Raw genomic sequence first — 22,945 nt, 5'->3', positions numbered from 1 at the left:
CCTGCCGGTGGGAAGGGATGTGCACCGATTGGCCGAGGCGTACCGGTGCATCCCAGGGTGCGCTGCGCCGCACGGGTGGGCTTGACGGACGTCGTCGCCGTGTCGCCGTCCGTTGCCGAACCCTTTCCTCTTCAGTGGCGGAATACATGCGATCAGCTCCATATACCACCAAAAGCGATCATAACGTCCGCGGCTCCCGGAGGTAAGCAGAGATGTCCCACCACGGCGTCGGACTGCGCGCGGTCACGCGCTCGGTCGCCTTCCTCACCGCCGGCGTACTCGCCGTGCCCCTGCTCACCGCGTGCGGCGGTGACCAGGACGAAGAGAGCAAACCGCTCGCCGGGCAGGACATCGCCCCCGCCGACCGCGCCCGGCTCGCCGACGGCGGCACCCTGCGCTGGGCCGTGGACGCCCTGCCGGAGACGCTCAACACCTTCCAGGCGGACGCCGACGCGACCACCACCCGGGTCGCGCAGGCCGTGCTGCCGTCGATGTACCGCCTCGACGCGAACGGGCGGGCCAAGCGCAACGCGGACTTCCTGGAGTCCGCGAAGGTCGTCGAGAGAGAGCCCAAGCAGGTCGTCCTCTACAAGCTGCACCAGCAGGCCGTCTGGAGCGACGGCCGGGAGATCGGCGCCGCCGACTTCGCCGCCCAGTGGCGTGCCCTGTCCGGCAGGGACTCCGCGTACTGGACCGCCCGCAACGCCGGGTACGACCGGATCGAGAAGGTGCAGCGCGGCGCGAACGACCTCGAGGTCAAGGTCACCTTCAGCCGCCCGTACGCCGACTGGAAGTCGCTGTTCTCGCCCCTGTACCCCAAGGAGGTCATGGGCACCCCGGACTCCTTCAACGACGGGGCGCGGCGCAGGCTCAAGCTCACCGCGGGGGCGTTCACCCTCAAGAAGGTCGCCAAGGCGGACGGCGACGTCGTCCTGGTGCGCAACCCGCGCTGGTGGGGGCAGACACCCCGGCTCGACAAGCTCGTGCTGCGCGCCGTACCGCGCGACAAGCGTGCCGAGGCGCTCGCCGCCGGCAAGGTGGACGTCGCCGAGGTCGACCCCGCCCAGGCCGAGCGCATCGTTCTCGCCTCGCGCGGCAAGTCCAAGCCACTCCAGGGTCCCGGCGCCCGGCGCGAGCAGCGCGAGGCGACCGCCGGGTACGCCGAACAGCAGCAGTCGCTCAGCGCGTTCGAGGTGCGCAAGTCCCTCGAGCCCGCCTACACCCAGCTCGCCCTGAACGGCGCCGACGGCCCCCTCGCCGACGAGCGGGTGCGCCGGGCCGTCGCCCGTGCGCTGGACCGCAAGGAGATCGCCGGCCTCGTACTCAAGCCCCTGGGGCTGCCCGCCGTACCCGTCGGCAGTCATCTCGCGCTCTCCGGACAGGCCGCCTACGCCGACAACAGCGGCGCGCTCGGCGGCGAGGACACCGACGAGGCCGAGGCGCTCCTCGCCGACGCGGGCTGGGTGCACGGCGGCCCGATCAAGAAGCCGAAGGAGAAGGACGGCGAGAAGGTCGCCGGGGGAGAGGGCAGGAAGGCCGTCGGCAAGTCCCCCACGCCCAAGGCCTCCGCGAAGCCCGGCAAGGCCGGCGACGACAGCAAGGTGGGCGCCGACGACGACGGGACCTATGTCGTCGGCGACGACGACAAGCCGTACGGCGAGCCCGTCCGCGAGGACCACCAGGCCCCCCGCGATTCCCAGCGCGGCCGGGGGAAGACGAGTCTCGCCCAGGAGGGCGAGCAGCCCGAGCAGGGCGGTGCGCCCGCTGGTGCCTACGCGCCCAAGGGCACCCCCGCTCCCGCCGGGGCCGCCGGGGCGCTCGCCAAGGACGGCAAGCCGCTGACCCTGCGGTTCGTGCTGCCCTCGGGGCCGGGCTCGGCCACGCTCCGGGCCGTGGGCGAGCGGATCGCGCGGATGCTGGACCGGGTCGGTATCCGTACCGCCGTCACCAAGGTGTCCGACGACAGCTACTTCAAGGACCACATCGCCAACGGGCAGTACGACCTCGCCCTGTACTCGTGGCCCGCGTCCGCCTTCCCCGCCACCGACGCCCGGCCCATCTACGCCAAGCCGGTGCCCGCCGCCGACGGTTCGCTCAACGTCGAGCAGAACTACACCCGCGTCGGCACCGACCAGGTCGACCAGCTGTTCGACCAGGCCATCGCGACCCTCGACGAGGGCAAATCGGCCAAGCTGGTGAGGAAGGCCGACGCCCGGATCTGGGCGGCCGGCGGGTCCATCCCCCTCTTCCAGCGCCCCCAGCTCACGGCCGTGCGCAAGAACGTCGCCAACGTGGGCGCCTTCGGGTTCCAGACGCCCCATTACGAGGACATGGGGTTCCTGAAGAAAGGCGTGACGCCGGGCAGCAAGGCCTCCCACCGACCGTGACGGTCGCCTCACCCGTACGGCCCGGCGAGCCTCTGCCGCGCCGGGCCCGTACGATGGGGTAAGGCCGTGGCATGTTCAGCCCGGCAGGGTCCGCGTAGCACTGACGTACGCGCAGGCCATCCACTCAAGCCGGGAGTACGCCGCAATATGGCCACGCGCCACGACATCCGCAACGTCGCCATCGTCGCCCACGTCGACCACGGGAAGACGACACTCGTCGACGCCATGCTGAAGCAGGCCGGTGCCTTCGCCGCGCACGCCGCCGAGTCGCTCGACGACCGCATGATGGACTCGAACGACCTGGAGCGTGAGAAGGGCATCACGATCCTCGCCAAGAACACGGCGGTGAAGTACCACCCGAAGGACGGGGGGGACGTCATCACCATCAACATCATCGACACCCCGGGCCACGCCGACTTCGGTGGCGAGGTCGAACGCGGTCTGTCGATGGTGGACGCCGTGGTCCTGCTCGTCGACGCCTCCGAGGGGCCGTTGCCGCAGACCCGGTTCGTGCTGCGCAAGGCGCTCCAGCAGCGTCTGCCGGTCATCCTGTGCATCAACAAGACGGACCGCCCGGACTCCCGGATCGACGAGGTCGTCAACGAGACCTACGACCTCTTCCTGGACCTGGACGCGGACGAGGAGCAGATCGAGTTCCCCATCGTCTACGCGTGTGCGCGTGACGGTGTCGCCTCGCTGACCAAGCCGGAGGACGGCACCGTCCCGGCCGACAGCAACAGCCTGGAGCCGTTCTTCTCCACGATCCTGTCGCACGTCCCGGCCCCCTCGTACGACGAGGAGGCCCCGCTCCAGGCGCACGTCACCAACCTGGACGCCGACAACTTCCTCGGCCGTATCGCGCTGCTCCGCGTCGAGCAGGGCGAGCTGCGCAAGGGCCAGACCGTCACCTGGATCAAGCGTGACGGCACGATGTCCAACGTCCGCATCACCGAGCTGCTGATGACCGAGGCGCTCACCCGCAAGCCCGCCGAGATGGCCGGCCCGGGCGACATCTGCGCCGTCGCCGGTATCCCGGACATCATGATCGGTGAGACCCTCGCCGACACCGAGAACCCGATCGCGCTGCCGCTCATCACGGTCGACGAGCCGGCGATCTCCATGACCATCGGTACGAACACCTCGCCGATGGTCGGCCGCGGTGCCACCGGCAAGGGCGCGGACAACAAGGCCGCCGTCAAGGACCGCAAGGTCACCGCCCGTCAGGTCAAGGACCGTCTGGACCGCGAGCTGATCGGTAACGTCTCGCTGCGCGTCCTCGACACCGAGCGTCCCGACGCCTGGGAGGTCCAGGGCCGTGGTGAGCTGGCGCTCGCCATCCTGGTCGAGCAGATGCGCCGCGAGGGCTTCGAGCTGACCATCGGCAAGCCGCAGGTGGTCACCCAGGAGATCGACGGCAAGGTCCACGAGCCCGTCGAGCGCATGACGATCGACGTGCCCGAGGAGCACATGGGCGCGGTCACGCAGCTCATGGGCGTCCGCAAGGGCCGGATGGACAACATGTCCAACCACGGCTCCGGTTGGGTCCGCATGGAGTTCGTCGTGCCCTCCCGCGGGCTCATCGGCTTCCGTACGGAGTTCCTGACGGGCACGCGCGGCACCGGTATCGCGCACTCCATCCACGAGGGCCACGAGCCCTGGTTCGGCGTGCTGGCGACCCGTAACAACGGTTCGCTGGTGGCCGACCGGTCCGGCGCCGTCACCGCGTTCGCGATGACGAACCTCCAGGAGCGCGGTGTGCTGTTCACCGACCCCGGCACCGAGGTGTACGAGGGCATGATCGTCGGCGAGAACTCGCGCTCCGACGACATGGACGTGAACATCACCAAGGAGAAGAAGCTCACGAACATGCGGTCGTCCTCGGCCGACTCGTTCGAGGCGATCGTCCCGCCGCGCAAGCTCTCCCTGGAGCAGTCCCTGGAGTTCTGCCGCGACGACGAGTGCGTGGAGGTCACCCCGGAGGCGGTTCGCATCCGCAAGGTGGTCCTGGACGCCCGCGATCGCGCCCGTACCGCCAGCCGCGCCAAGCACGGCTGATCGGCCGCTGACCGTCCGCTGAGCGGTCGCTGATGTGACGTCAGGAGAACCCGGCCCCCACCTTGTGGGGCGCCGGGCCTTCGGCATGTCCGCGTTGCCCGGACGGAAACGGGTTCGTCCCCCGGTCGCCGTCCTGTCGGCGTCCCTGTCCGTGCGCTGTGCAAGGCTGTTCGGATACCGGTGAACCAACGATCAAGTTTCGGACATGTAAACAGAAACCGAACCCTATATGTCCGTTTAGTCGATATGCTTTCCAACGTGTCAAGCGCGCGCAGGTGTCAGTCTTTGCAATTTTTGCTCAAAATATGGACGGTAGGGAGATCCCTATGCCTTCCGGCCTTGACGCGCGTTGACTTACTTGGCGAAAGTTCCCCCAAACCACAGAACCCGCCGGTATCTGTGCTGCGCTCAACTCTCCAACCCCCCGGGGGAAGAACACACATGACCAGTCCAGCCAAGGCTGAAGGCTCCGGGCCCTCGATCGCCTTGGACCCCGAGCTCGATACGAACACCGAGCCCGCCAAGGGCCCGAAGAAGCTCGAGGGTCGTTCCCCGGGGCAGTTGATGTGGCAGCGCTTCAAGCGCGACCGTACCGGTGTGATCTGCGCTTGCGTAGTGATTTTCTACTTCGTGATCGCGCTCGCGGCACCCCTGCTCACGAAGCTGAGCGGGACCAACCCGTACACGCTGTACGGCCAGGACCCCACGTACGCGGACACTCCGGTCCTTGACGAGTTCGGGTTGCCGCTGGGCTACTTCGGCGGTGTCTCGGGGACCCACTGGTTCGGTGTGGAGCCGCAGTACGGGCGTGACTTGTTCGCCATGGTCGTGTACGGCATGCGGACCTCGCTGTTCATGGCACTGGGCGTGACCATTCTGCTCATGGTCAGCGGCATCGTCATCGGTCTCGTCGGCGGCTACTTCGGCGGTCGTACCGACTACTGGATCGGCCGGGTCACGGACTTCTTCCTGTCCTTCCCCTCACAGCTTTTCTTCATCGCGTTCATGCCGGTGGTCACCGCGTTCTTCGTCGACCCGCAGGAAGAGACCCCCACCTACTTCCGCGCGCTGGCGATCCTTCTCGTGCTGTGGCTGCTGGGCTGGATGGGCATGTCACGACTGGTGCGGTCCACGGTGCTGTCCCTGCGCGAACGGGAGTTCGTGGAGGCGGCCAAGGTCTCCGGGGCCTCGCCCTGGCGGATCATCCGCAAGGAGATCCTGCCGAACGTCGTCTCGCCGATCCTGGTGCAGTTCACGTACCAGTTGCCCAGCACCATTCTCACCATCGCGTTCCTTTCCTTCGCCGGTGTCGGGTTCGTCGAACCGACCCCGGACTGGGGGCGGCTGTTCGCCGCCGCCTCCGACTATGCCAAGCAGGACCCGGCATTCATGTTCTTCCCGGGCACAGCACTGGTGATCTTCGTCCTGTGCTTCAACCTCCTCGGAGACTCCGTCCGGGATGCCTTCGACCCCAAGTCCGGGCGCTGATCGTCCATTGGTGGGGGGTGACTGCCGCCCCCGCGTCGGCCTACCGGCCGCGTCAGGCAGTACTCATGGATAACAACCGACAGGTAGGTGCTTTAGCCACATGAAGTCGTTCACCTCGCGCAGAGCGCGAGCCATCATGGTCGTCATCGCGACCGGCTCACTCGTGCTCACCGGCTGCTCCGAGAACAAGGGCGGTAGCACCAACAAGGACTCCAAGAAGGACCAGGCCGAGGCCTCCGTCCAGTCGAAGCCCGTCGTCTACGGCGACGCGGCCGCGTCGACCGGCCCTGCCAAGGAAGTGCCCGGCGCCAAGTCCGGCGGCACCATCGAGGTCTACCAGGAGCAGGGCCTCACCCACCTGGACCCGGGCCAGATCTACGTCTCGGACGCCGGCCAGATGGCCAACCTGCTCTTCCGCGGTCTGACCAACTTCCAGGAAGACGGCAAGGGCAACACCTCCGTCGTCGGTGACCTCGCGACCGACTCCGGCAAGTCCTCGGACGGCGGCAAGACCTGGACGTACACGCTGAAGGACGGCGTGAAGGACCAGAACGGCAACGTGATCACGTCCGCCGACATCCGTCACACGGTCGAGCGCCAGTACGCGGAGTTCATCTTCGACGGCCCGACCTATCTCCAGACCTGGCTGAGCGGCCCGAAGTACCGCAAGGCGCTGCCGGACGGCGGCTTCGGTTCCAAGCACCTGCCGGCCTCGGTCCTGGACACCCCGGACCCGAAGACCGTCATCTTCCACTTCGCGGCGCCGCAGCCGGACCTTCCGCAGACGCTGGCCATGCCGGGTTACACCGTCGTCCCGGAGAAGACCGACACGAAGGCGAAGTACGACACGGCTCCGGTCTCGTCCGGTCCGTACAAGATCGCCGAGTACAAGGCCGGCAAGTCCATGAAGCTCGTCAAGAACGAGAACTGGGACCCGAAGACCGACTCGGTGCGTCACCAGTACGTGGACGGCTTCAACTTCGACTTCGGTGTCACCGAGTCGACGCAGACGAGCCGTCTGATCGCCGACCAGGGCGCCTCGAAGAACGCCATCCAGCTCACCGGCTCCGTCGAGTCCACCCAGATCCAGGACGTCGTCGGCAACGCCGCTGTCAACAAGCGCACGATCAAGGGCTACCAGCCCTACGTCATGGTGCTGAACTTCAACCTGGACCGGGTCAAGAACAAGGCGGTCCGCGAGGCGGTCGCCTACGGCGTGAACTCCAAGTCGCTCATCGCCGGTGAGGGCGGTGCGTACGGTGGTGACGTCGCCCCGAACCTGTTCGCCCCGACGCTGCCGGGCTACGAGCCCGACTACGACCCGTACGGCCGTCTGAAGGCGCCCCAGGGCAACATCACGAAGGCCAAGGAACTCCTCAAGGACGTTCCGGCCGCGGAGAAGAAGCTCGTCTTCGCGTACGCCAACAGCGAGGCCGGCCAGAAGCGCAAGGTCGCCATCGTGGACGCGCTGACCAAGATCGGCATCGACGTCGTGGCCAAGGAGGTCGACGCCGCGAGCTACAGCGAGCAGGTCGCCAAGCTCAAGAACCCGTACGACATCTACATCAACGGCTGGGGCCAGGACTGGCCGTCGCCGGCCACGGTCGTCACGCCGGTCTACGACGGTGACCAGGTCGCCGACGGGTCGCCGAACTACTCGCACATCAACGACCCCGAGGTCCAGAAGCTCATCAAGAAGGCCCTGACCCAGCAGCCGACCGAGGCCGCTGTGACATGGCGGGAAGCTCACCACTACATCATGGAGAAGGTCGTCCCGAGCGCCCCGCTCTGGTACACCAAGCAGCTCCAGCTCTTCGGTTCGAACATCGGCGGCGCCCGCTACAGCGCCGAGTCGAGCTACATCGACGTCACCCAGCTGTTCCTGAAGTCGTAACTCTGTACGGCTGATCGCGGGGGTGCGCACCAGGCGGAGCGCACCCCCGCGGTTCCGTGAACCTGCCCCACACCGTTTTCACCGTCTCCGCAGAGAGCAGCCCTCCCGCCATGTTTCAGTTCATCATCCGGCGCACGGTCGGTGCCGTCGTCACCCTGTTCCTGATCGGTGCGGCCACGTTCTTCCTGTTCGTCGCCGCGCCCTCCGACTACGCTTCACTGGCCTGTGGCAAGGACTGCTCGCCCACGAGACTCGACGAGATCCGTACGGCACTCGGACTCAATCTGCCGATCCACCAGCAGTTCTGGGACTTCATGTCCGGCATCGTGATGGGCCGTGACTTCCCCACCGGTCACTGCTCCGCCCCGTGCCTCGGGCAGTCGTTCTACTCGGGCGAGTTCGTGTGGAACACGATCATGGACCGCTTCCCGCTGACCCTGTCGCTGACGCTCGGCGCGCTGGTCGTCTTCCTGTTCGTGGGCATCGGCGCGGGCATGCTCGCCGCCTACAAGCGCGGCTCCATGGTCGACAAGGTCGCCACCGGTTCGTCCATGGTGCTCAGCTCGTTCCAGATCTACTTCCTCGGCCCGATCGCGCTGACGGTCCTCGTCTACCAGACCGGCTGGATGGAAGACCCCAAGTACGTGCCGTTCACCGAGGACCCGGTCGGCTGGCTCGTCGGACTGTCCATCCCGATGGTCGTCATGGCCACCATCTTCACCGCGCAGTACACGCGTATGGCGCGCGCCTCGATGATCGAGCAGCTCGCCGAGGAACACGTCCGCACCGCCCGCGCCAAGGGCATGTCACAGAAGTACGTCTTCTTCCGCTACGCCTGGCGCGGTTCGCTGATCCCGATCGTCACCGTGCTCGGCATCGACATCAGCGGCCTGCTCGGCGGCGGTGTCGTCACCGAACTGACCTTCTCCCTCCAGGGAATCGGCCGCCTCGCCGTGAACGGCGCGGTCACCAAGGACCTCCCGCTGACGATGGGCGTCATGCTGTTCGGGGCCTTCTTCATCCTGATCCTGAACATTCTTACCGACATCGTGTACGCCTATATCGACCCGCGCGTCCGGCTCTCCTAGGAAGAACGAACCACCGTGACCACACTGACCAAGCCCGAGGGCGCACCGGCCCCGACCGGTCCGGACAGCTTCCTCTCGGTCCGCGATCTCAAGGTGCAGTTCTCCACCGAGGACGGCATCGTCAAGGCGGTCGACGGGCTCTCCTTCGACGTCGAGCGCGGCAAGACCCTGGGCATCGTGGGCGAGTCCGGATCGGGCAAGTCCGTCACGAACCTGACGATCCTCGGTCTGCACAACCCGATGAGCACGACCGTCGACGGCGAGATCGTCCTCGACGGCAAGGAGCTCGTCACCGCCACGGAGAAGGAGCTCGAGCAGCTCCGCGGCAACAAGATGGCGATGATCTTCCAGGACCCGCTGACCGCGCTCTCCCCGTACTACACGGTGGGCCGCCAGCTGTCCGAGCCGTTCATGAAGCACACCGGCGCCTCCAAGAAGGAGGCCAAGGACCGGGCCGTGCAGATGCTGGAGAAGGTCGGCATCCCACAGCCCAAGACGCGCTTCGACGACTACCCCCACCAGTTCTCCGGCGGTATGCGCCAGCGCGCGATGATCGCCATGGCGCTGATGTGCGACCCCGACCTGCTGATCGCCGACGAGCCCACCACCGCGCTGGATGTGACGGTGCAGGCCCAGATCCTGGACCTGCTCAAGGACCTCCAGCAGGAGTTCGGCTCCGCGATCATCTTCATCACGCACGACCTCGGCGTCATCTCCAACATGGCCGACGACCTGCTGGTGATGTACGCCGGCCGGGCCGTGGAGCGCGGCACCGTGAAGGAAGTCCTCCGCTCGCCGCAGCACCCGTACGCCTGGGGTCTCCTCAGCTCCATGCCGCGCCTGGACGGTGACATCAACGAGGCGCTGATGCCGATCCCCGGCTCGCCGCCCTCGCTGCTCAACCCGCCCTCGGGCTGCCCCTTCCACCCGCGCTGCGCCTTCACCGGCGAGGTGTCGGGCAGCCTCTGCACCGACGTACGGCCCTCGCTGGGGGACGGGCGCGCCGCCGCGTGCCACCTGTCGGCGGAGCAGAAGCAGACCATCTTCATCGACAAGATCCAGCCCCGGCTGCGCTAGGGAGCACCGAGACATGAGCGACAACCTCACCCTCCCCACCCAGCAGGGTTCCACCGGTACGTCGACCGAGGAACTGCTCAAGATCGAGGGCCTCACCAAGCACTTCCCGATCTACGGCGGCTTCCCGATCAAGCGGAGGGTCGGCGCCGTGCAGGCGGTCGACGGCATCGATCTGAGCATCGGTGTCGCCGAGAGCGTCGGCATGGTGGGCGAGTCCGGCTGCGGCAAGTCGACCGCGGGCCGGCTCATCACCCGGCTCCTGGAGCCGACCGGCGGCAAGATCACGTACGCCGGCCAGGACATCACGCACGCCTCGCGCAGGCAGCTCGCGCCGGTCCGCTCCGAGATCCAGATGATCTTCCAGGACCCGTACAGCTCCCTGAACCCGCGCCAGACCGTCGGCACGATCATCAAGTCGCCGATGGAGGTCAACGGGATCGAGCCGGCGGGCGGCCGGGAGAAGAAGGTCCGGGAGCTGCTTGAGCTGGTCGGGCTCAACCCCGAGCACTACAACCGCTTCCCGCACGAGTTCTCCGGCGGCCAGCGCCAGCGCATCGGCGTGGCCCGCGCGCTCGCCCTGCAGCCGAAGCTGATCGTGGCGGACGAGCCGGTCTCCGCGCTGGACGTCTCCATCCAGGCCCAGGTGGTGAACCTCCTCAAGAAGGTCCAGGAGGAGATGGGCATCGCGTTCCTGTTCATCGCCCACGACCTGGCGATCGTGCGGCACTTCTCGCAGCGCGTCGCGGTGATGTACCTCGGCAAGATCGTCGAGGTGGGCGACCGGGACTCGATCTACAACCGCCCGCGTCACCCGTACACCCACGCCCTGCTGTCCGCCGTCCCCGAGGTGGCGATGGACGACGAGACGGACGCCCGCGAGCGCATCCGCCTCGCCGGTGACGTCCCCTCGCCGATACACCCGCCGTCGGGCTGTCGCTTCCGTACGCGCTGCTGGAAGGCGCAGGACAAGTGCGCGAGCGAGGAGCCCCCGCTGGTCCAGATCTCCGGCAACCGTGAGGGCCACCTGACGGCCTGCCACTTCCCGGAGGACCCGACGACGGAGGCCCGCGACGCGGACGTCGTCCTGGACCCGGCGCTCAAGGCGCTGGAGGCGGACGCCACGGAGGACTGAGGTCCCGAGCACGCGTGACACCGGCCGGGGGTGAGGAGCCGCAGCTCCTCACCCCCGGCTTTATTCGTTCGACATACGGGCACGGAAGAGAAACCCTCACACGCGGTATCCCTCACACGGCCCGGAGGCCAGGTTGTCCTTCTCCACGATCCACAGCATCACCTTCGACACCACCGGTGACCCCTACGACCTCGGCCTGTTCTGGAGCGCGGTGTTCGGCCGCCCCCTGGCCGACGACGACAAGCCCGGCGACCCGGAGGCGCTGATCGACGACCCGGACGGCGGTCCGAGGATCCTGTTCATCCGGGTACCGGAGGGCAAGTCGGTGAAGAACCGCCTCCATCTCGACCTGCGACCGCACGGCCGCACCCGGGACGAGGAGGTGGAGCGGGTGGTCTCCCTCGGCGCCCGCGTGGTCGCGGACCACCGTCGCCCCGACGGCAGCGGCTGGGTCCTGATGGCAGACCCGGAGGACAACGAGTTCTGCGTGGAGCGCGGCGACCTGGGCTGACCGTCGGTGGCGTTCAGTTCGGGTCGTTCCCGGCCTTCCCGTAGCGGCGGAACGCGTGGGTTTCCACCTTCCAGGGGCCGACCGGTACCGAGTCGCCGAAAATGTAGGGGTCCTTCTGCTGGTAGCGGCTCTTGCACGGGTCGGAGTGCACCTGGATGGTGCCCGTGCGGGGATCGACGATCAGGTAGTGGGCGATGCCCATGGCGGGATACTCGGCGAGCTTCTCGCCGTGATCGTTGTGCGCATTGGACGGCGAGACGATCTCGATGACCGCCAGCACCTGGGTCGCGTCGACGGCGAGTCCCTCTTCGTCGAGCACGTCCTCGGGGATGACGACGGCATCCGGGCGGCGCATGCGGCCTGTCGCCGGGTGCTCGATCTCGGGGCCGTTGGCGCAGACGTAGCCAGGGTGTGTGTCCGGCAGCTGGGCATCGAGTTGTTCGCGGATGCGCCGGACCGTGCCCTGGTGACGCTTCGACGGGCTGACCATGGCCAGGAAGGGGCCCGAAGAGCCGATCTCGACCTTCCAGGTTCCGTCGAGCGACTCGGCGTAGGCCGTCAGCTTCTCGGCGAGCGCGGCATCTTCGCGTAGTCCATGTCCGGAGAGTAGCGATCAGGCTCTTCGTGTCACCTCGCGTCCGCGCCCACGTAGTCCATGTAGAACTCCCCGCGCTGCGCCCGTGTCAGATGGCAGGCCGCGCCGTGGGCCGGGGTGCGGGGGAGATGGGGGCGGCGGGTCGCGCAGTGGCCCTCCGGGACCTGTTCCGTGAAGGCGCAGCGGGGTTCGAAGCGGCAGCCCGGGAGGGGGTCCAGGAGGGACGGGGGTGTGCCCGGGATCGGGGAGAGGGGAATGTCCACCGGGGCGGTGAGGGTCGGCATGGAGCCCAACAGGCCCCAGGTGTACGGGTGTTCAGGCGTCCTCAGTACCTCGGCGCGGGTGCCGTGTTCCACCGCCCGGCCCGCGTACATCACCAGGATGTCGTCCGCCATACGGGAGATGACGCCGAGGTCGTGCGTGATGAAGACGATCGACGTGCCGAACTCCTGCTGGAGGTCCTTCAGCAGGTCCATGATCTGGGCCTGGACCGTGACGTCCAGGGAGGTGGTCGGCTCGTCGGCGATGAGGAGCTGCGGGTCGCAGACCAACGCCATGGCGATCATCGCCCGCTGGCGCATGCCGCCGGAGAACTGGTGGGGATAGTCGTCGGCGCGGAGCTGCGGCTGCGGTATGCCCACCCGCCGCAGCAACTCCACCGCCCGCGCCCTGGACTCCCTCCGGGACGCGCCCGTGTGCCTGGCGTACGTCTCCGCGATCTGCCGGCCCACCGTGTGGTACGGCGACAGGGACGCCAGCGCGTCCTGGAAGATCATCGCCATCCTGCTGCCGCGCAGCCTCTCCAGCTCCCGTTCCCGAGCCGTCAGCAACTCCTTGCCGTCCAGGACGATTTCCCCGGCCAGCGTCGTGCGCGTGCGGTCGTGCAGGCCCAGGATCGCCAGGTTCGTCACCGACTTGCCCGAGCCGGACTCGCCGACGATGCCCAGGGTCCGGCCGCGTCCCACGTCGAAGGACAGGCCGTCGACCGCCCTCACCACGCCGTCGTCGGTGGGGAAGTGCACCTTCAGGTCCCGTACTGACAGGAAAGGGGCAGGGGCAGGGGCGGGGGCGGGGGCAGGGGTGTTGGCGGCGGTGGCGGTCGGCTCAGCCTCTGAGGTCACCGGGCGTGTTCCTACGCCAGCCTGATCCGCGGATCGATCAGCGCGTACACCGCGTCCACCACGATGTTCGCCACGACGATCGCCGCCGCGGCCACCAGGACCACCCCCAGCAGCAGCGGCAGGTCGTTGTCCCGTACCGCCTTGATGGACAGGGCGCCGATCCCGTGCAGGCCGAAGGTCTCCTCGGTGATGATCGCGCCGCCGAGCAGATACCCGATGTCGAGGCCCAGGATCGTGACGATCGGGCCCATCGCGCCCCGCCAGGCGAACCGGAAGAACACCGTGCGCCGCGACAGACCCTTGGCACGGGCCGTACGGACGTAGTCCTCGGCGAGGGTCTCCACGAGCTGGGAGCGGGTCATCCGGGTGTAGTTGGCGGTGAAGATGATCGCGAGGACGAACCAGGGCAGCAGCAGGCCCTTGAACCAGGCCACCGGGTCCTGGCTGAAGCCGACGCTGTCCTGGGGGCGGGGGAGGATGCCCCACTCGTCGGAGAGGTAGTACATGGCGACCACGCCGACGATGTAGATCTGCAGTGACGAGCCGATCAGCGAGACCGACGACGCGATCTTGTCCAGGGCCCGGCCCTGCTTCACGGCGGCCAGCATGCCCGTACCCACACCGAGGACCACGAAGATCACCGTGCTGCCCAGGGTGAGGGACAGGGTGGTGGGGAAGCGGTTGGTGATCAGGCCGAGGACCGGCTCGTGGTTGGTGAAGGAGTAGCCCAGGCAGGGCGCCGCGCAGTGGCCGAGGCCGGCGTAGTCACGGCCCACGAACACGCCCGCCAGCCAGTGCCAGTACTGCACCGGCAGCGGGTCGTCGATGCCCAGGTTGCGCCGGACGAGCGCGAGCGTCTCCGGGGTGCAGAGCTTGCCGCAGGCGCTGCGGGCCGGGTCGCGCGGGGCGACGTAGAAGAGGACGAAGGTGATCGCGCTGATGACGAGGAGGATCATCAGCGCGCCGGCTGTCCGGCGGAGGATGAAGCGGAACATGGCGATCGATTCCCTGGCGGAACCCCGACACCGGTCCCTGGTGGGCGGGACCGGTGCCGGGGTGGTGTCGGGTTGTGCGGGGATTGGGGGCCGACAGGCCCCCTCTAGGGGCGCGGGGAACTGCGCGACCAGCCCCCACGGCCCGCAGCTAAAAAACCGCCTATGCCTTCGCGTACAGCTTGTAAAGAACGAACGACGAGTTGAGGGGGTCGTACTCCGTACCCCCCACCTTGCTCCCGTACAGATAGAACCGCCGCTGATACGTCTCGGGAATGATCGGCGCCTCCTTCTCCATGATGTCCTTGTCCAGCGCCGCCCACGCCGCGTTCGCCTGCGTCGGGCTCGTGAGCGCGGCGGCCTTGTCGATCGCCGCGTCGACCCAACTCGCCTTCAACTGCGAGACGTTGTTCGCACCGTTGGCGATCACCCGGCCGTCGAAGAGCGGCTGGATCATGGTGTAGCCGGTGGGCCAGTCCGGGGACCAGCCGAACCACATCACGTCGAAGGAGTTGTCGATCTGCTGGACCTGGTCGTAGTAGCTCGTCGACTCCACCGGCTTGACCACCGGGTCGAAGCCCGCCTCCTTCAGGGCATTGGCGATGACGACCTTCGTCTTCTCGTAGGCGTCGTTGCCGCCCTGCGGGTACGTGTAGACGATCTTCTGGCCGAGCTTGCCGGCCTCCTTCAGCAGCGCCTTGGCCTTCGCGGTGTCGCCCTGCGGCTTCGTCAGCTTGCCGTAGATGTCGAACTTGACCCGGCCCGCCATGTCCGGCCCGAGGATCGTGGTCGCGTAGTCACCGGCCGACGGGCCGCCGTAGATGGTCCGGATCTGCTGCAACGGCCAGGCGTAGTTCAGCGCCTGACGGACCTTCAGATCGGTGATCCGCTTGCAGTTGATGGCGTAGTAGTACAGGCCCGTCAGCAGCCCGTCGACGGTACGGCTCTTCAGCGCGGGCGTCGTCAGCACCTTCTGGATGCGCTCGGCCGGCACCCCGCTGTACGCCATGACCGCGTACTGGTCGGTCCCGGAGTCCGCGATCAGCCGGTCGGTGCTCTGGAGCGCCTCGGGTCCGAACTCGAAGGCGAACGAGTCCGGGTAGGCGTTGCGGATCGGGTCGGTCGCCGGGTCCCAGTGGGTGTTGCGGACCATCGTCAGCGACTTGTCGACGGAGTGCGCCTTGAGCCGGTACGGGCCGCAGGAGAAGGGGTCCTTGTCGTACTTCTCCTTGGTGTCGTGCTTGGCCGACACCGCTCCGTACGACTGCATCGCCAGCGTCCAGTTGAGGTCCGGGCGGGCCGTCTTGAGGTGGAAGGTGATCGTCTTCTTCGCGGTGTCCGTGACGACCGAGTCGAGGTGCTTGCCGCTGTACGGGCCCTTGTAGACCGAGCGGAAGTCGTTGGTGCCGGTCAGCGCGGCCTGGAGGTAGGTGGCGCCCTCGGTGGTGAAGCTGGCGAAGCCGCGCTCGATGCCGTGCCGTACGTCCTCGACGGTCAGCTCGCTGCCGTCTTCCCACTTCAGCCCGTCCTTCAGGGTGAAGGTCCAGGTCTTGCCGCCGTCTGACATGGTGCCGGTGTCGGTGGCGAGGTCGCCGACCAGCTTCATCGCGCCGCCGTCGATGCGGTAGCCGGTGAGGCAGCGGATGTAGAGGTTGCCGACCTCGGAGTTCCAGGAGTAGTAGATGCGCTGCGGGTCGAGGTGCGAGAAGTCCTGCGGGCCGATCGGCCGGATCGTGCCGCCCTTCTTCGCCCCGGGGATCTCCGGCGCGGGCCCCGTGGAGTCCTCCTTGGTGCCGATGCTGACCGCCGCGAACTTGGCGGTACCGGCCGCGTCACCGCCGCCCGAGGTGCCGCCGCCGCCTCCCCCACCGCTGCTGCACGCGGACAGGACCATGGAGCCGCCGGCGGCTACCGAGGTGGCGATGATGAAGTTTCTGCGCGAGAGAGACATGGGTTGTCCTGCCTGAATCAGGGAGAAGGGGTGTTTCCCGGTGTTTCCGGATGCATCCGGTTTTTTCCTGGGCGGGGCCGGTGCGGGGCCGGAGGGTGTGGCGTCGGGGTGCGGTGCCGTGGGGGGTGCTGTGCGGAGGGGTGAGGGGGTCTCGTGCGGTGAGGTGCGATGACGGCGGCGCTGCTGTCAACGCCTCGTCTTCGGGTCCAGTGCGTCGCGCACGGAGTCGCCGAGGAGGTTGAAGGCGATGACGAAGATGACCATCGAGAGGCCGGGGAAGAGCATGTACGTGATGTCGTTCTGGTAGACCTGCGCCCCGCGCTGGATCATCACGCCCCAGTCGGGCGTGGGGTCGCTGAGCCCGACCCCGAGGAAGGCGAGCGCCGCCTCGGTGGTGACGTACATGGGCAGCGCGAGAGTCGCCTGGATGAGGACCGGGGTCCACAGGTTGGGCAGCAGTTCCTTGAAGATGATCCGGGCCGGGGAGGCGCCGGTGACCTTGGCGGACTCCACGAACTCCCGCTCGCGCAGGGCGAGTACCTCACCGCGCAGCAGCCGGGCGATGGGCGCCCAGCCGAACGCGGTCATCACGGAGATGAGGCTGACGACGGTCAGCCAGGTCGGGGTGTTCTCCTCCGGCGACACGAAGACCGAGATCATCACAGGCCAGAAGGCGATGAAGAACAGGGTGGAGGGGAACGCCAGCAGGATGTCGATGACCCGGCCCACGAACCCGTCGATCCGCCCGCCCAGATAGCCGGCGGTGAGCCCGACGGCGATGCCGAGCAGGGTGACCAGCCCGGTCGTCACCGTGGCGATGAGGAGCGAGTTGCGGATGCCGTAGAGCAGCAGGGTGAAGACGTCCCGGCCGAGCTGGGGCTCGACCCCGAACCAGAAGTCGCCGCTGATCCCGCCGTTGGGCCGGATCGGGAAACCGAACTCGTTGAGCAGTCCGGTGCCGTTCTGGCCGTACGTCGTGTACGGGTCCTTGCCGTAGAGCTTGGCGATCAGGGGGGCGGCGATACCCGCCCCGAAGAACAGCACGACCACGACGGCCGAGACGACGCCGGTCCGGTCGCGTCTGAAGCGCAGCCAGGCGATCCGGCCCGGCGAGCGGCCGGTGCCGCCGCGGGCCGGCGCGGTGGGCGCCGGCGGTTCGGCACCGGAATCGGCCGCCACCTGGGGTGCGGTGGCGGAAGGTATGGACGAGGTCACATTGGGGACTTTTCAGCGCCGCTTCGGTCGCCGTCAATGTTTTGTTGACGCCTTTGATCTGGACTTTTGCCCTTTGACTCAGGTGTGGTGTGCCACTTGGTTCAGCTTTTGACGGCCATGACCAAAGCGGGAGAGAAGCGGGGAGAGGGCTCGGCGGGGGCTCGGAGGGTAGCCCGGCAGGCCGAGGTGGCCTCGAAATCCGGGACGATCTTGTCGACGGATGCAGATAACCGTACAAAGGCACACGAACCGCGTTTACACGCAGGCAACTTGGCCGACCCGATCTCGATATATGGACGGGCCACTCTGAGGAACGTACGGCCGTGCGGGTGCCGTAAACGGGCCGGGGCTCGCCATGTAGCCCCGGCCCGTTGCCGTACCCGCGCCCACGGCCTACGCGAGCCCCAACGCCCGCTTCAGGAAGTCCACTTGAAGCAGCAGCAGGTTCTCCGCGACCTGTTCCTGCGGGGTCATGTGCGTGACACCGGACAGCGGGAGCACCTCGTGCGGGCGGCCCGCGGCCAGCAGGGCCGAGGACAGCCGCAGGGCGTGCGCGAAGACGACGTTGTCGTCCGCGGTGCCGTGTACGACCATCAGCGGCCGGTGCGGCTCGGCGGGTGACGACAGCCCGGCGTCCGTCAGCAGTGAGCTGTTCGCGTACGCCTCGGGTGCCGTGGCCGGGTCGCCCAGGTACCGCTCCGTGTAGTGCGTGTCGTACAGCCGCCAGTCCGTCACCGGGGCCCCCGCGATACCCGCGTGGAAGACGTCAGGGCGCCGCAGGACCGCCAACCCCGCGAGCCAGCCGCCGTAGGACCAGCCCCGGATCGCCACCCGGGAGAGATCGAGCGGGTGGCGCTCGGCGAGGTCCAGCAGGGCGTCGACCTGATCGTCCAGCGAGAGGGTGAGGTCCCCGTCGATCGCCTTTTCCCAGGCCGGCGAGCGCCCCGGGGTTCCCCGGCCGTCCGCGACGATCACCGCGAATCCCTGGTCGGCGAACCACTGCGAGGTCAGATGCGCGTTGTGCGCGGCGACCACGCGGGGGCCGTGCGGACCGCCGTAGGGGTCCATGAGGACGGGGAGGGGAGTGACGCCGTCGTAGTCGGTCGGCATAAGCAGGGCGCATGGAATTCTGCGTGCGCCCCCCTCTGTGAGTGTCATGCGCGGGGACAAACCGGGGTCTTCGGCGTACGAGGCGACGGTCGCCACGGGCTTTCCGTCGCGCAGCACCTGCACCTGGGCCCCCGGCCGGTCCGGCACCGCCGACACGAGCACGGTCACGCCCCCGGCGCGAACCGCCGAGTGCACGCCGGGCTCTTGCGAGACGCGCTCCAACCCGAGCTCGTTCACTCGATAGACGTGCACTTCGCCGATCTTGTTGCCGCTCGCCCCCATGCCTGCGGACGCGGAGACGAGCACGTCGTCGGCCGAGACGTCCAGAACCGCCCGGACATGCAACTGGGCGCCGGTCAGGGGCCGTTCACCCACCGCCAACACCCGGGCGCCACCCTCGTCGGAGATGCGCACGAGCTGTCCGGAGGGGCTCCAGCAGGGCACGCCAGGGAAAAGATCCAGCCAATGTGGATCTTCTTCCGCGTGCACCATCCGGGTCGCCCCCGTGTCCGGGTCGACGGCCAGGAAAAGCTGCCCGCGCTGATCCCGCGACTGCACCAGGATCAGCGGCGCACCCGCCCCTGACCAGTGCACACGCGCCAGATACGGGTACCGCGCCCGGTCCCAGACCACCTCGGTGCGCACACCCTCAAGGGTCAGTACGAAGAGCCGCACCTCCGCGTTCAGGGAGCCCGCCACCGGATACGCGACCCGCTGCGGCTCCCGTTCCGGATGCGCGGGATCGGCGATCCACCAGCGGTCCACGGGCGCGTCGTCGGCCCGCGCGACCAGCAGCCGGTCGGACTCGGGGGACCACCAGAACCCCCGCGACCGGGCCATCTCCTCGGCCGCGATGAACTCGGCCAGCCCGTACGTCACCGTCTCCGACTCGGGCTCGGCGAGTGCGCGGGCCCACTCGCCGGTGAGGTCGGTGAGATACAGGGCGCCGTCCGCGACGTACGCGACGAGCCGGCCGTCGGGGGAGGGGCGGGGGTCGATGACGGGCCCCGGGGTGGCGATCTCGTTCACCGTCCCGGCTCGCAGCTCGGCCACGAAAAGCCGCCCGGACAAGGCGAAGGCGGCCAGTTCGACGGCCGAGTCGGTGGCATAGCCGACGATCCCGGCACTGCCCTCACGACTGCGTTCCCGGCGCGCCCGCTCCTCGGGGGACAGCGTCTCGTCGGCCCCACCGAGGAGCGCGAACGGATCGGCGGCGACCCTCCCCCAGCCTTCGGCCGGGGGGACCCCCATCTCGCTTCGCTCGCCGCCGTCCGAAAGGTCCAGCACCCACAGCTTGTTCGCCCGGTCGGTACCCGAGGAGGACCGCAGATAGGCGACCCGCGAACCGTCGGGCGCCACGGTGAACGCGCGGGGTGCGCCGAGCGTGAATCGCTGGGTGCGGGCGTGCCGGCGGGGGAAGGAGACAGGCTCGGTCGTCATGCCCCGACCATATTGGCCATGCGCCCCCTTGTGCGGCAGTGCGCCGACCGATGCGCGCGGGCGAATAGTTATGATCACTGACGGCGAGTGGGTATGAACCTGCTGGCCACTGTATGGATTTACTGCCCCCATAGTCCGACCCCCCGCGTCCCTGGGCCCCTTGGAGGTGAGCCGCCGTGGCACTTTCGATTTCGGCGGTCGTGCTGCTGGCGATCATCGTCTTCTTGCTGATCAAGAAGTCGGGGCTCAAGGGAGGGCATGCGGTGGTGTGCATGCTCCTGGGGTTCTATATGGCCTCATCAACCTTCGCCCCGACGATCAGCGACCTGACGACAAGCATCGCGGGCATGATCGGCGACCTGAAGTTCTGACCGCGCGCGCTGAACGGCGCCGGTGGCGGTGGACGGGCTGCTGGTAGGGCCCGGAGGGCTCTGGTGGGCTCCGGTGAGTGCATGACCGGAGCCGGGCCTCGCCGGACGCCCGTCCGGTGCGGCGGCGCCCGCTTCTCGAGTCGCGGCTATCGCGCCATACGTGTCTTGCCTTTGCCCCTCTTGCGCAGCTTTCGCATGCGCTCACGCTCACGTGCCTGGCGCTCCTCGGCCCGAGCGTTCTGGAGGCGATACCCGCCCCATCCCAGAAGCGCTGAGGTGGCCAGGCAGGCGATGAGGGCACTTCCCGTCCCGGGGATGTACTCGCAACCGTCCCTGTATGACGGGCAGTTCTTGCCGGGCAGCGAGGCGAGGAGGTACATCAGTACGGCGAATGCCGCTCCCGCGCAGACCGCCGTGCCGAGCTCGTGCCCTGCCCGTTGCAGCCGCGACCCGCTGAAGGCCGGTCCGGAGAACCACCGGGCGCCGAGAAAGCCGAGGGCCACGATCACCCCGGCGGCGACCCCGAACGCCCATGACCCGCCGGGCCAGTCGAGCACCACGGGCGCTGTCGCCCGGACGAACCACTTCCACAGGCCCAGCGCCATGACAGCACCGGCCCCGAGGGCGATCACCACCCCGGCGAGTGCGAAGCCTTCCCAGGTCCTGAACGCCCTGCTGCGCTCGCCCATCACCTGGACGCGTAGGGGATGAAGCCGGCCCAGGCGGAGGGGGTGAGGCGCAGACGGGGGCCGGTTTCTATGTGCTTGGAGTCTCGGACGTGGATGGTGCCGGGGGTGGTTGCGACCTCGACGCAGGACTCGCCGTCGTTTCCGTCGCTGTAGCTGCTCTTGAACCACGCCAGTTCGGAGGTGTCCCTGGCGGAGGCCTTGAGGATCATGTTTCTCCCAGCAGTTGTTCGATGAGGGCCATCGACTCCCCCGGTGGAAGGGCCTGAGCCCGGATGGTCCCGTACCGCAGCTCAAGAATACGGAGCTGCCTCGGATCGGAGACGGGGCGGCCGTTGAACGCGCCATCAGAACGCGCCACCGCCGTACCGTCCGCGAACTTCAGCACCTCGATCTTGCCGTCCAGACCGGAATGAATCTCGCAGTCCATCGACATCACCTGAAGTGTGACGTTGCGCAGCCCGCCTACTTCCGCCAGGCGTTCGAGCTGCTGTCGCCACATCATTGTGCCTCCGAGTCGTCGCCGGAGCAGAGCCTCCTCCAGCACAAACCCGAGCGCGGGCGCCGGGTCCCGCTCGAAGATGGACTGTCGAGCGAGGCGCGCGGCCACCATGCGCTCCACTTCACCTTCCGAGTACGGAGGTTGTGCCGCCTCGATTGCAGCCCTGGCGTGCCCCGGCGTCTGCAGCAGTCCGCTGATGCTGTTGCACAGGTACAGCCCGATCTCCACCGCCTTCGCTTCCAACTTCGCGATGGCCCGCACCTTCTTCGGGTACCGGACCTTCTCCAAGTCCTCGTTCATGGCGGAGATCAAGCCGTCCGCCTCCAGGATCTCGTCCGCCTTCACCAGATACTCGGGCCTGGCGATCCGCTTCCCGCCCTCGATCTTGTAGACCATGTCCTCGCCGTACCCGAGCGCCCTGCCGAAGTCGGCTGCCCGCATCCCCACCGTCTCCCTGCGGAGCTTCAACTGCCGCCCCACGGTCTCCACGACCGCCACCCCCCACTCGTCGTCCGGGTCGACCTCCCAACCCGGCTCGTCCGCCTCGCTCTTGAGCTGCCCCGCGTCGCTGTCCACGCTCATGCCGTGCCTCTCCGTCGTACCGCGCCGTACTGCCCCCGCCCTACCCGCGCACCCCGTCCCGACAGCCCGGACACCACCGGACAAGCTCCGGACAGTCACCGTACGCAACGGCGAAGTCACACATCACGGTAGGCATCCGCAGCCACTCTGAGTGACGTGAACCAAGAAACCGCCACCCCCGAGGCCCGACTCGAGGACTTCTTCCGCAACTTCAGCGTCCGGCTGTCGCCCACGCCCCGAGGCGCCCGCCTGGCCCGGCTGCTCGCCGCCGAGCAACTCCGCTCCTGGGGACTGCCGGTGGATCCCGCGCGTCAGGTCGTGGCTGAACTGGCGGCCAACGCCGTCACCCACGGACGCGTCCCGGGCCGCGACTTCCGGCTCACGATGTACGTCATCGCCGACACCCTGCGCGTCGAGGTGACCGACACCTGCGGGGACCTTCCACCTCACCTCCAACTTCCGTCCGACGACGCGGAGTCCGGGCGGGGCCTGGCGCTGGTGGAGGCACTTGCCGATCGCTGGGGGTGGGGGCCGGGGCTACGGCCGCGGAAAACGGTGTGGGCCGAGATGGCCCTGGAGCAGGGGCCCCGGGACTCTTCCGTTCCGGGACTCAGGGACCCGAGTTCCGGTGCCACCAGCGGTCCTTTAACCTCGGGCTTTCATGAGGTGAGCTGTCCGAGGCTTGATCAGAAACGCGAGAAGTGCTCCTGACCTGGAACGATAGGACTTGTCGAGGGTCCAGATCGTG

The 22,945-nt window shown here is 68.1% G+C and carries 19 protein-coding genes; 10 read left to right on the top strand and 9 right to left on the bottom strand.

Features of this window, described 5'->3' with window-relative positions; translation table 11 throughout:
- Positions 1-212 precede the first annotated feature (212 nt).
- From PV396_RS40600 to PV396_RS40565, 8 genes are all read left to right on the top strand, one after another.
- The gene (locus PV396_RS40600) at positions 213-2,387 is read left to right on the top strand and encodes an ABC transporter family substrate-binding protein (protein ID WP_319213357.1); all 2,175 of its coding nucleotides are present in this window, start codon (positions 213-215) and stop codon (positions 2,385-2,387) included.
- A 147-nt stretch (positions 2,388-2,534) separates the two neighbouring features.
- A complete protein-coding gene (gene typA / locus PV396_RS40595) occupies positions 2,535-4,442 on the top strand; it encodes a translational GTPase TypA (protein ID WP_319213356.1) in 1,908 nt (635 codons plus the stop codon).
- Between the two features lie 441 nt (positions 4,443-4,883).
- Positions 4,884-5,930 carry an ABC transporter permease gene (locus tag PV396_RS40590; protein WP_319213355.1) on the top strand — a complete coding sequence of 349 codons (1,047 nt, stop codon included), beginning with the start codon at positions 4,884-4,886 and terminating at the stop codon, positions 5,928-5,930.
- Positions 5,931-6,030: 100 nt separating this feature from the next.
- The gene (locus tag PV396_RS40585; protein WP_319213354.1) at positions 6,031-7,824 is read left to right on the top strand and encodes an ABC transporter substrate-binding protein; all 1,794 of its coding nucleotides are present in this window, start codon (positions 6,031-6,033) and stop codon (positions 7,822-7,824) included.
- A 110-nt stretch (positions 7,825-7,934) separates the two neighbouring features.
- Positions 7,935-8,912 (top strand): ABC transporter permease, encoded by a 978-nt coding sequence (locus PV396_RS40580; RefSeq protein WP_319213353.1) that lies wholly within the window; start codon positions 7,935-7,937, stop codon positions 8,910-8,912.
- A gap of 15 nt (positions 8,913-8,927) precedes the next feature.
- Positions 8,928-9,989, top strand: coding sequence for an ABC transporter ATP-binding protein (locus tag PV396_RS40575; RefSeq protein WP_319213352.1), 1,062 nt, complete (start codon positions 8,928-8,930; stop codon positions 9,987-9,989).
- A 13-nt stretch (positions 9,990-10,002) separates the two neighbouring features.
- The gene (locus PV396_RS40570) at positions 10,003-11,121 is read left to right on the top strand and encodes a dipeptide ABC transporter ATP-binding protein (RefSeq protein ID WP_319213351.1); all 1,119 of its coding nucleotides are present in this window, start codon (positions 10,003-10,005) and stop codon (positions 11,119-11,121) included.
- Positions 11,122-11,254: 133 nt separating this feature from the next.
- A complete protein-coding gene (locus PV396_RS40565) occupies positions 11,255-11,632 on the top strand; it encodes a VOC family protein (protein ID WP_319213350.1) in 378 nt (125 codons plus the stop codon).
- A 13-nt stretch (positions 11,633-11,645) separates the two neighbouring features.
- On the opposite strand, the gene PV396_RS40560 is transcribed toward PV396_RS40565, so the two are convergent.
- The 6 genes from PV396_RS40560 to PV396_RS40535 all read right to left on the bottom strand — a co-directional run bounded on the left by PV396_RS40560 (position 11,646) and on the right by PV396_RS40535 (position 20,056).
- Positions 11,646-12,122, bottom strand: a complete 477-nt coding sequence (locus tag PV396_RS40560; protein WP_319213349.1) for a Uma2 family endonuclease — start codon at positions 12,120-12,122, stop codon at positions 11,646-11,648.
- Between the two features lie 137 nt (positions 12,123-12,259).
- A complete protein-coding gene (locus tag PV396_RS40555) occupies positions 12,260-13,270 on the bottom strand; it encodes an ABC transporter ATP-binding protein (protein WP_319213420.1) in 1,011 nt (336 codons plus the stop codon).
- An 89-nt stretch (positions 13,271-13,359) separates the two neighbouring features.
- On the bottom strand, positions 13,360-14,343 hold the full coding sequence (locus tag PV396_RS40550) for an ABC transporter permease (RefSeq protein ID WP_319213348.1): 984 nt from the start codon (positions 14,341-14,343) through the stop codon (positions 13,360-13,362).
- A 160-nt stretch (positions 14,344-14,503) separates the two neighbouring features.
- Positions 14,504-16,291 (bottom strand): ABC transporter substrate-binding protein, encoded by a 1,788-nt coding sequence (locus PV396_RS40545; RefSeq protein WP_319213347.1) that lies wholly within the window; start codon positions 16,289-16,291, stop codon positions 14,504-14,506.
- Positions 16,292-16,477: 186 nt separating this feature from the next.
- The gene (locus PV396_RS40540; protein WP_319213419.1) at positions 16,478-17,470 is read right to left on the bottom strand and encodes an ABC transporter permease; all 993 of its coding nucleotides are present in this window, start codon (positions 17,468-17,470) and stop codon (positions 16,478-16,480) included.
- A gap of 429 nt (positions 17,471-17,899) precedes the next feature.
- A complete protein-coding gene (locus PV396_RS40535) occupies positions 17,900-20,056 on the bottom strand; it encodes a S9 family peptidase (RefSeq protein WP_319213346.1) in 2,157 nt (718 codons plus the stop codon).
- 176 nt (positions 20,057-20,232) lie between these two features.
- Between PV396_RS40535 and PV396_RS40530 the strand changes: the two genes are divergently transcribed.
- On the top strand, positions 20,233-20,427 hold the full coding sequence (locus PV396_RS40530; RefSeq protein WP_006375723.1) for a hypothetical protein: 195 nt from the start codon (positions 20,233-20,235) through the stop codon (positions 20,425-20,427).
- Positions 20,428-20,573: 146 nt separating this feature from the next.
- Here the strand turns inward: PV396_RS40530 and PV396_RS40525 are convergent, their stop codons facing one another.
- From PV396_RS40525 to PV396_RS40515, 3 genes are read right to left on the bottom strand one after another with little or no spacing between them, the layout of a single operon-like run.
- On the bottom strand, positions 20,574-21,116 hold the full coding sequence (locus PV396_RS40525) for a hypothetical protein (protein WP_319213345.1): 543 nt from the start codon (positions 21,114-21,116) through the stop codon (positions 20,574-20,576).
- On the bottom strand, positions 21,116-21,325 hold the full coding sequence (locus PV396_RS40520; RefSeq protein WP_319213344.1) for a DUF397 domain-containing protein: 210 nt from the start codon (positions 21,323-21,325) through the stop codon (positions 21,116-21,118). The genes PV396_RS40525 and PV396_RS40520 overlap by 1 nt, the downstream gene beginning before the upstream one ends.
- Positions 21,322-22,197, bottom strand: a complete 876-nt coding sequence (locus PV396_RS40515) for a helix-turn-helix transcriptional regulator (protein WP_319213343.1) — start codon at positions 22,195-22,197, stop codon at positions 21,322-21,324. Before PV396_RS40515 ends, PV396_RS40520 begins: the two co-directional genes overlap by 4 nt.
- Before the next feature lie 156 nt (positions 22,198-22,353).
- On the opposite strand from PV396_RS40515, the gene PV396_RS40510 reads away from it, so the two are divergent.
- Complete coding sequence (locus tag PV396_RS40510) at positions 22,354-22,908, top strand: ATP-binding protein (RefSeq protein WP_319213342.1); 555 nt, start codon at positions 22,354-22,356, stop codon at positions 22,906-22,908.
- Positions 22,909-22,945 lie beyond the last annotated feature (37 nt).

It is taken from the genome of Streptomyces sp. ME02-8801-2C (assembly GCF_033793965.1).
GTDB lineage: Bacteria > Actinomycetota > Actinomycetes > Streptomycetales > Streptomycetaceae > Streptomyces.
The sequence above is the reverse complement of the archived record's forward strand: the minus strand, read 5'-3'. Positions and strand labels throughout refer to the sequence as shown.

Excerpts from the sequence above, each read along its gene's own strand:
- PV396_RS40600 (WP_319213357.1), top strand. The coding sequence starts at position 213 with ATGTCCCACCACGGCGTCGGACTGCGCGCGGTCACGCGCTCGGTCGCC.
- typA (WP_319213356.1), top strand. The coding sequence starts at position 2,535 with ATGGCCACGCGCCACGACATCCGCAACGTCGCCATCGTCGCCCACGTC.
- PV396_RS40590 (WP_319213355.1), top strand. The coding sequence starts at position 4,884 with ATGACCAGTCCAGCCAAGGCTGAAGGCTCCGGGCCCTCGATCGCCTTG.
- PV396_RS40585 (WP_319213354.1), top strand. The coding sequence starts at position 6,031 with ATGAAGTCGTTCACCTCGCGCAGAGCGCGAGCCATCATGGTCGTCATC.
- PV396_RS40580 (WP_319213353.1), top strand. The coding sequence starts at position 7,935 with ATGTTTCAGTTCATCATCCGGCGCACGGTCGGTGCCGTCGTCACCCTG.
- PV396_RS40570 (WP_319213351.1), top strand. The coding sequence starts at position 10,003 with ATGAGCGACAACCTCACCCTCCCCACCCAGCAGGGTTCCACCGGTACG.
- PV396_RS40560 (WP_319213349.1), bottom strand. The coding sequence starts at position 12,122 with ATGGTCAGCCCGTCGAAGCGTCACCAGGGCACGGTCCGGCGCATCCGC.
- PV396_RS40550 (WP_319213348.1), bottom strand. The coding sequence starts at position 14,343 with ATGTTCCGCTTCATCCTCCGCCGGACAGCCGGCGCGCTGATGATCCTC.
- PV396_RS40545 (WP_319213347.1), bottom strand. The coding sequence starts at position 16,291 with ATGTCTCTCTCGCGCAGAAACTTCATCATCGCCACCTCGGTAGCCGCC.
- PV396_RS40535 (WP_319213346.1), bottom strand. The coding sequence starts at position 20,056 with ATGACGACCGAGCCTGTCTCCTTCCCCCGCCGGCACGCCCGCACCCAG.
- PV396_RS40525 (WP_319213345.1), bottom strand. The coding sequence starts at position 21,116 with ATGGGCGAGCGCAGCAGGGCGTTCAGGACCTGGGAAGGCTTCGCACTC.
- PV396_RS40520 (WP_319213344.1), bottom strand. The coding sequence starts at position 21,325 with ATGATCCTCAAGGCCTCCGCCAGGGACACCTCCGAACTGGCGTGGTTC.
- PV396_RS40515 (WP_319213343.1), bottom strand. The coding sequence starts at position 22,197 with ATGAGCGTGGACAGCGACGCGGGGCAGCTCAAGAGCGAGGCGGACGAG.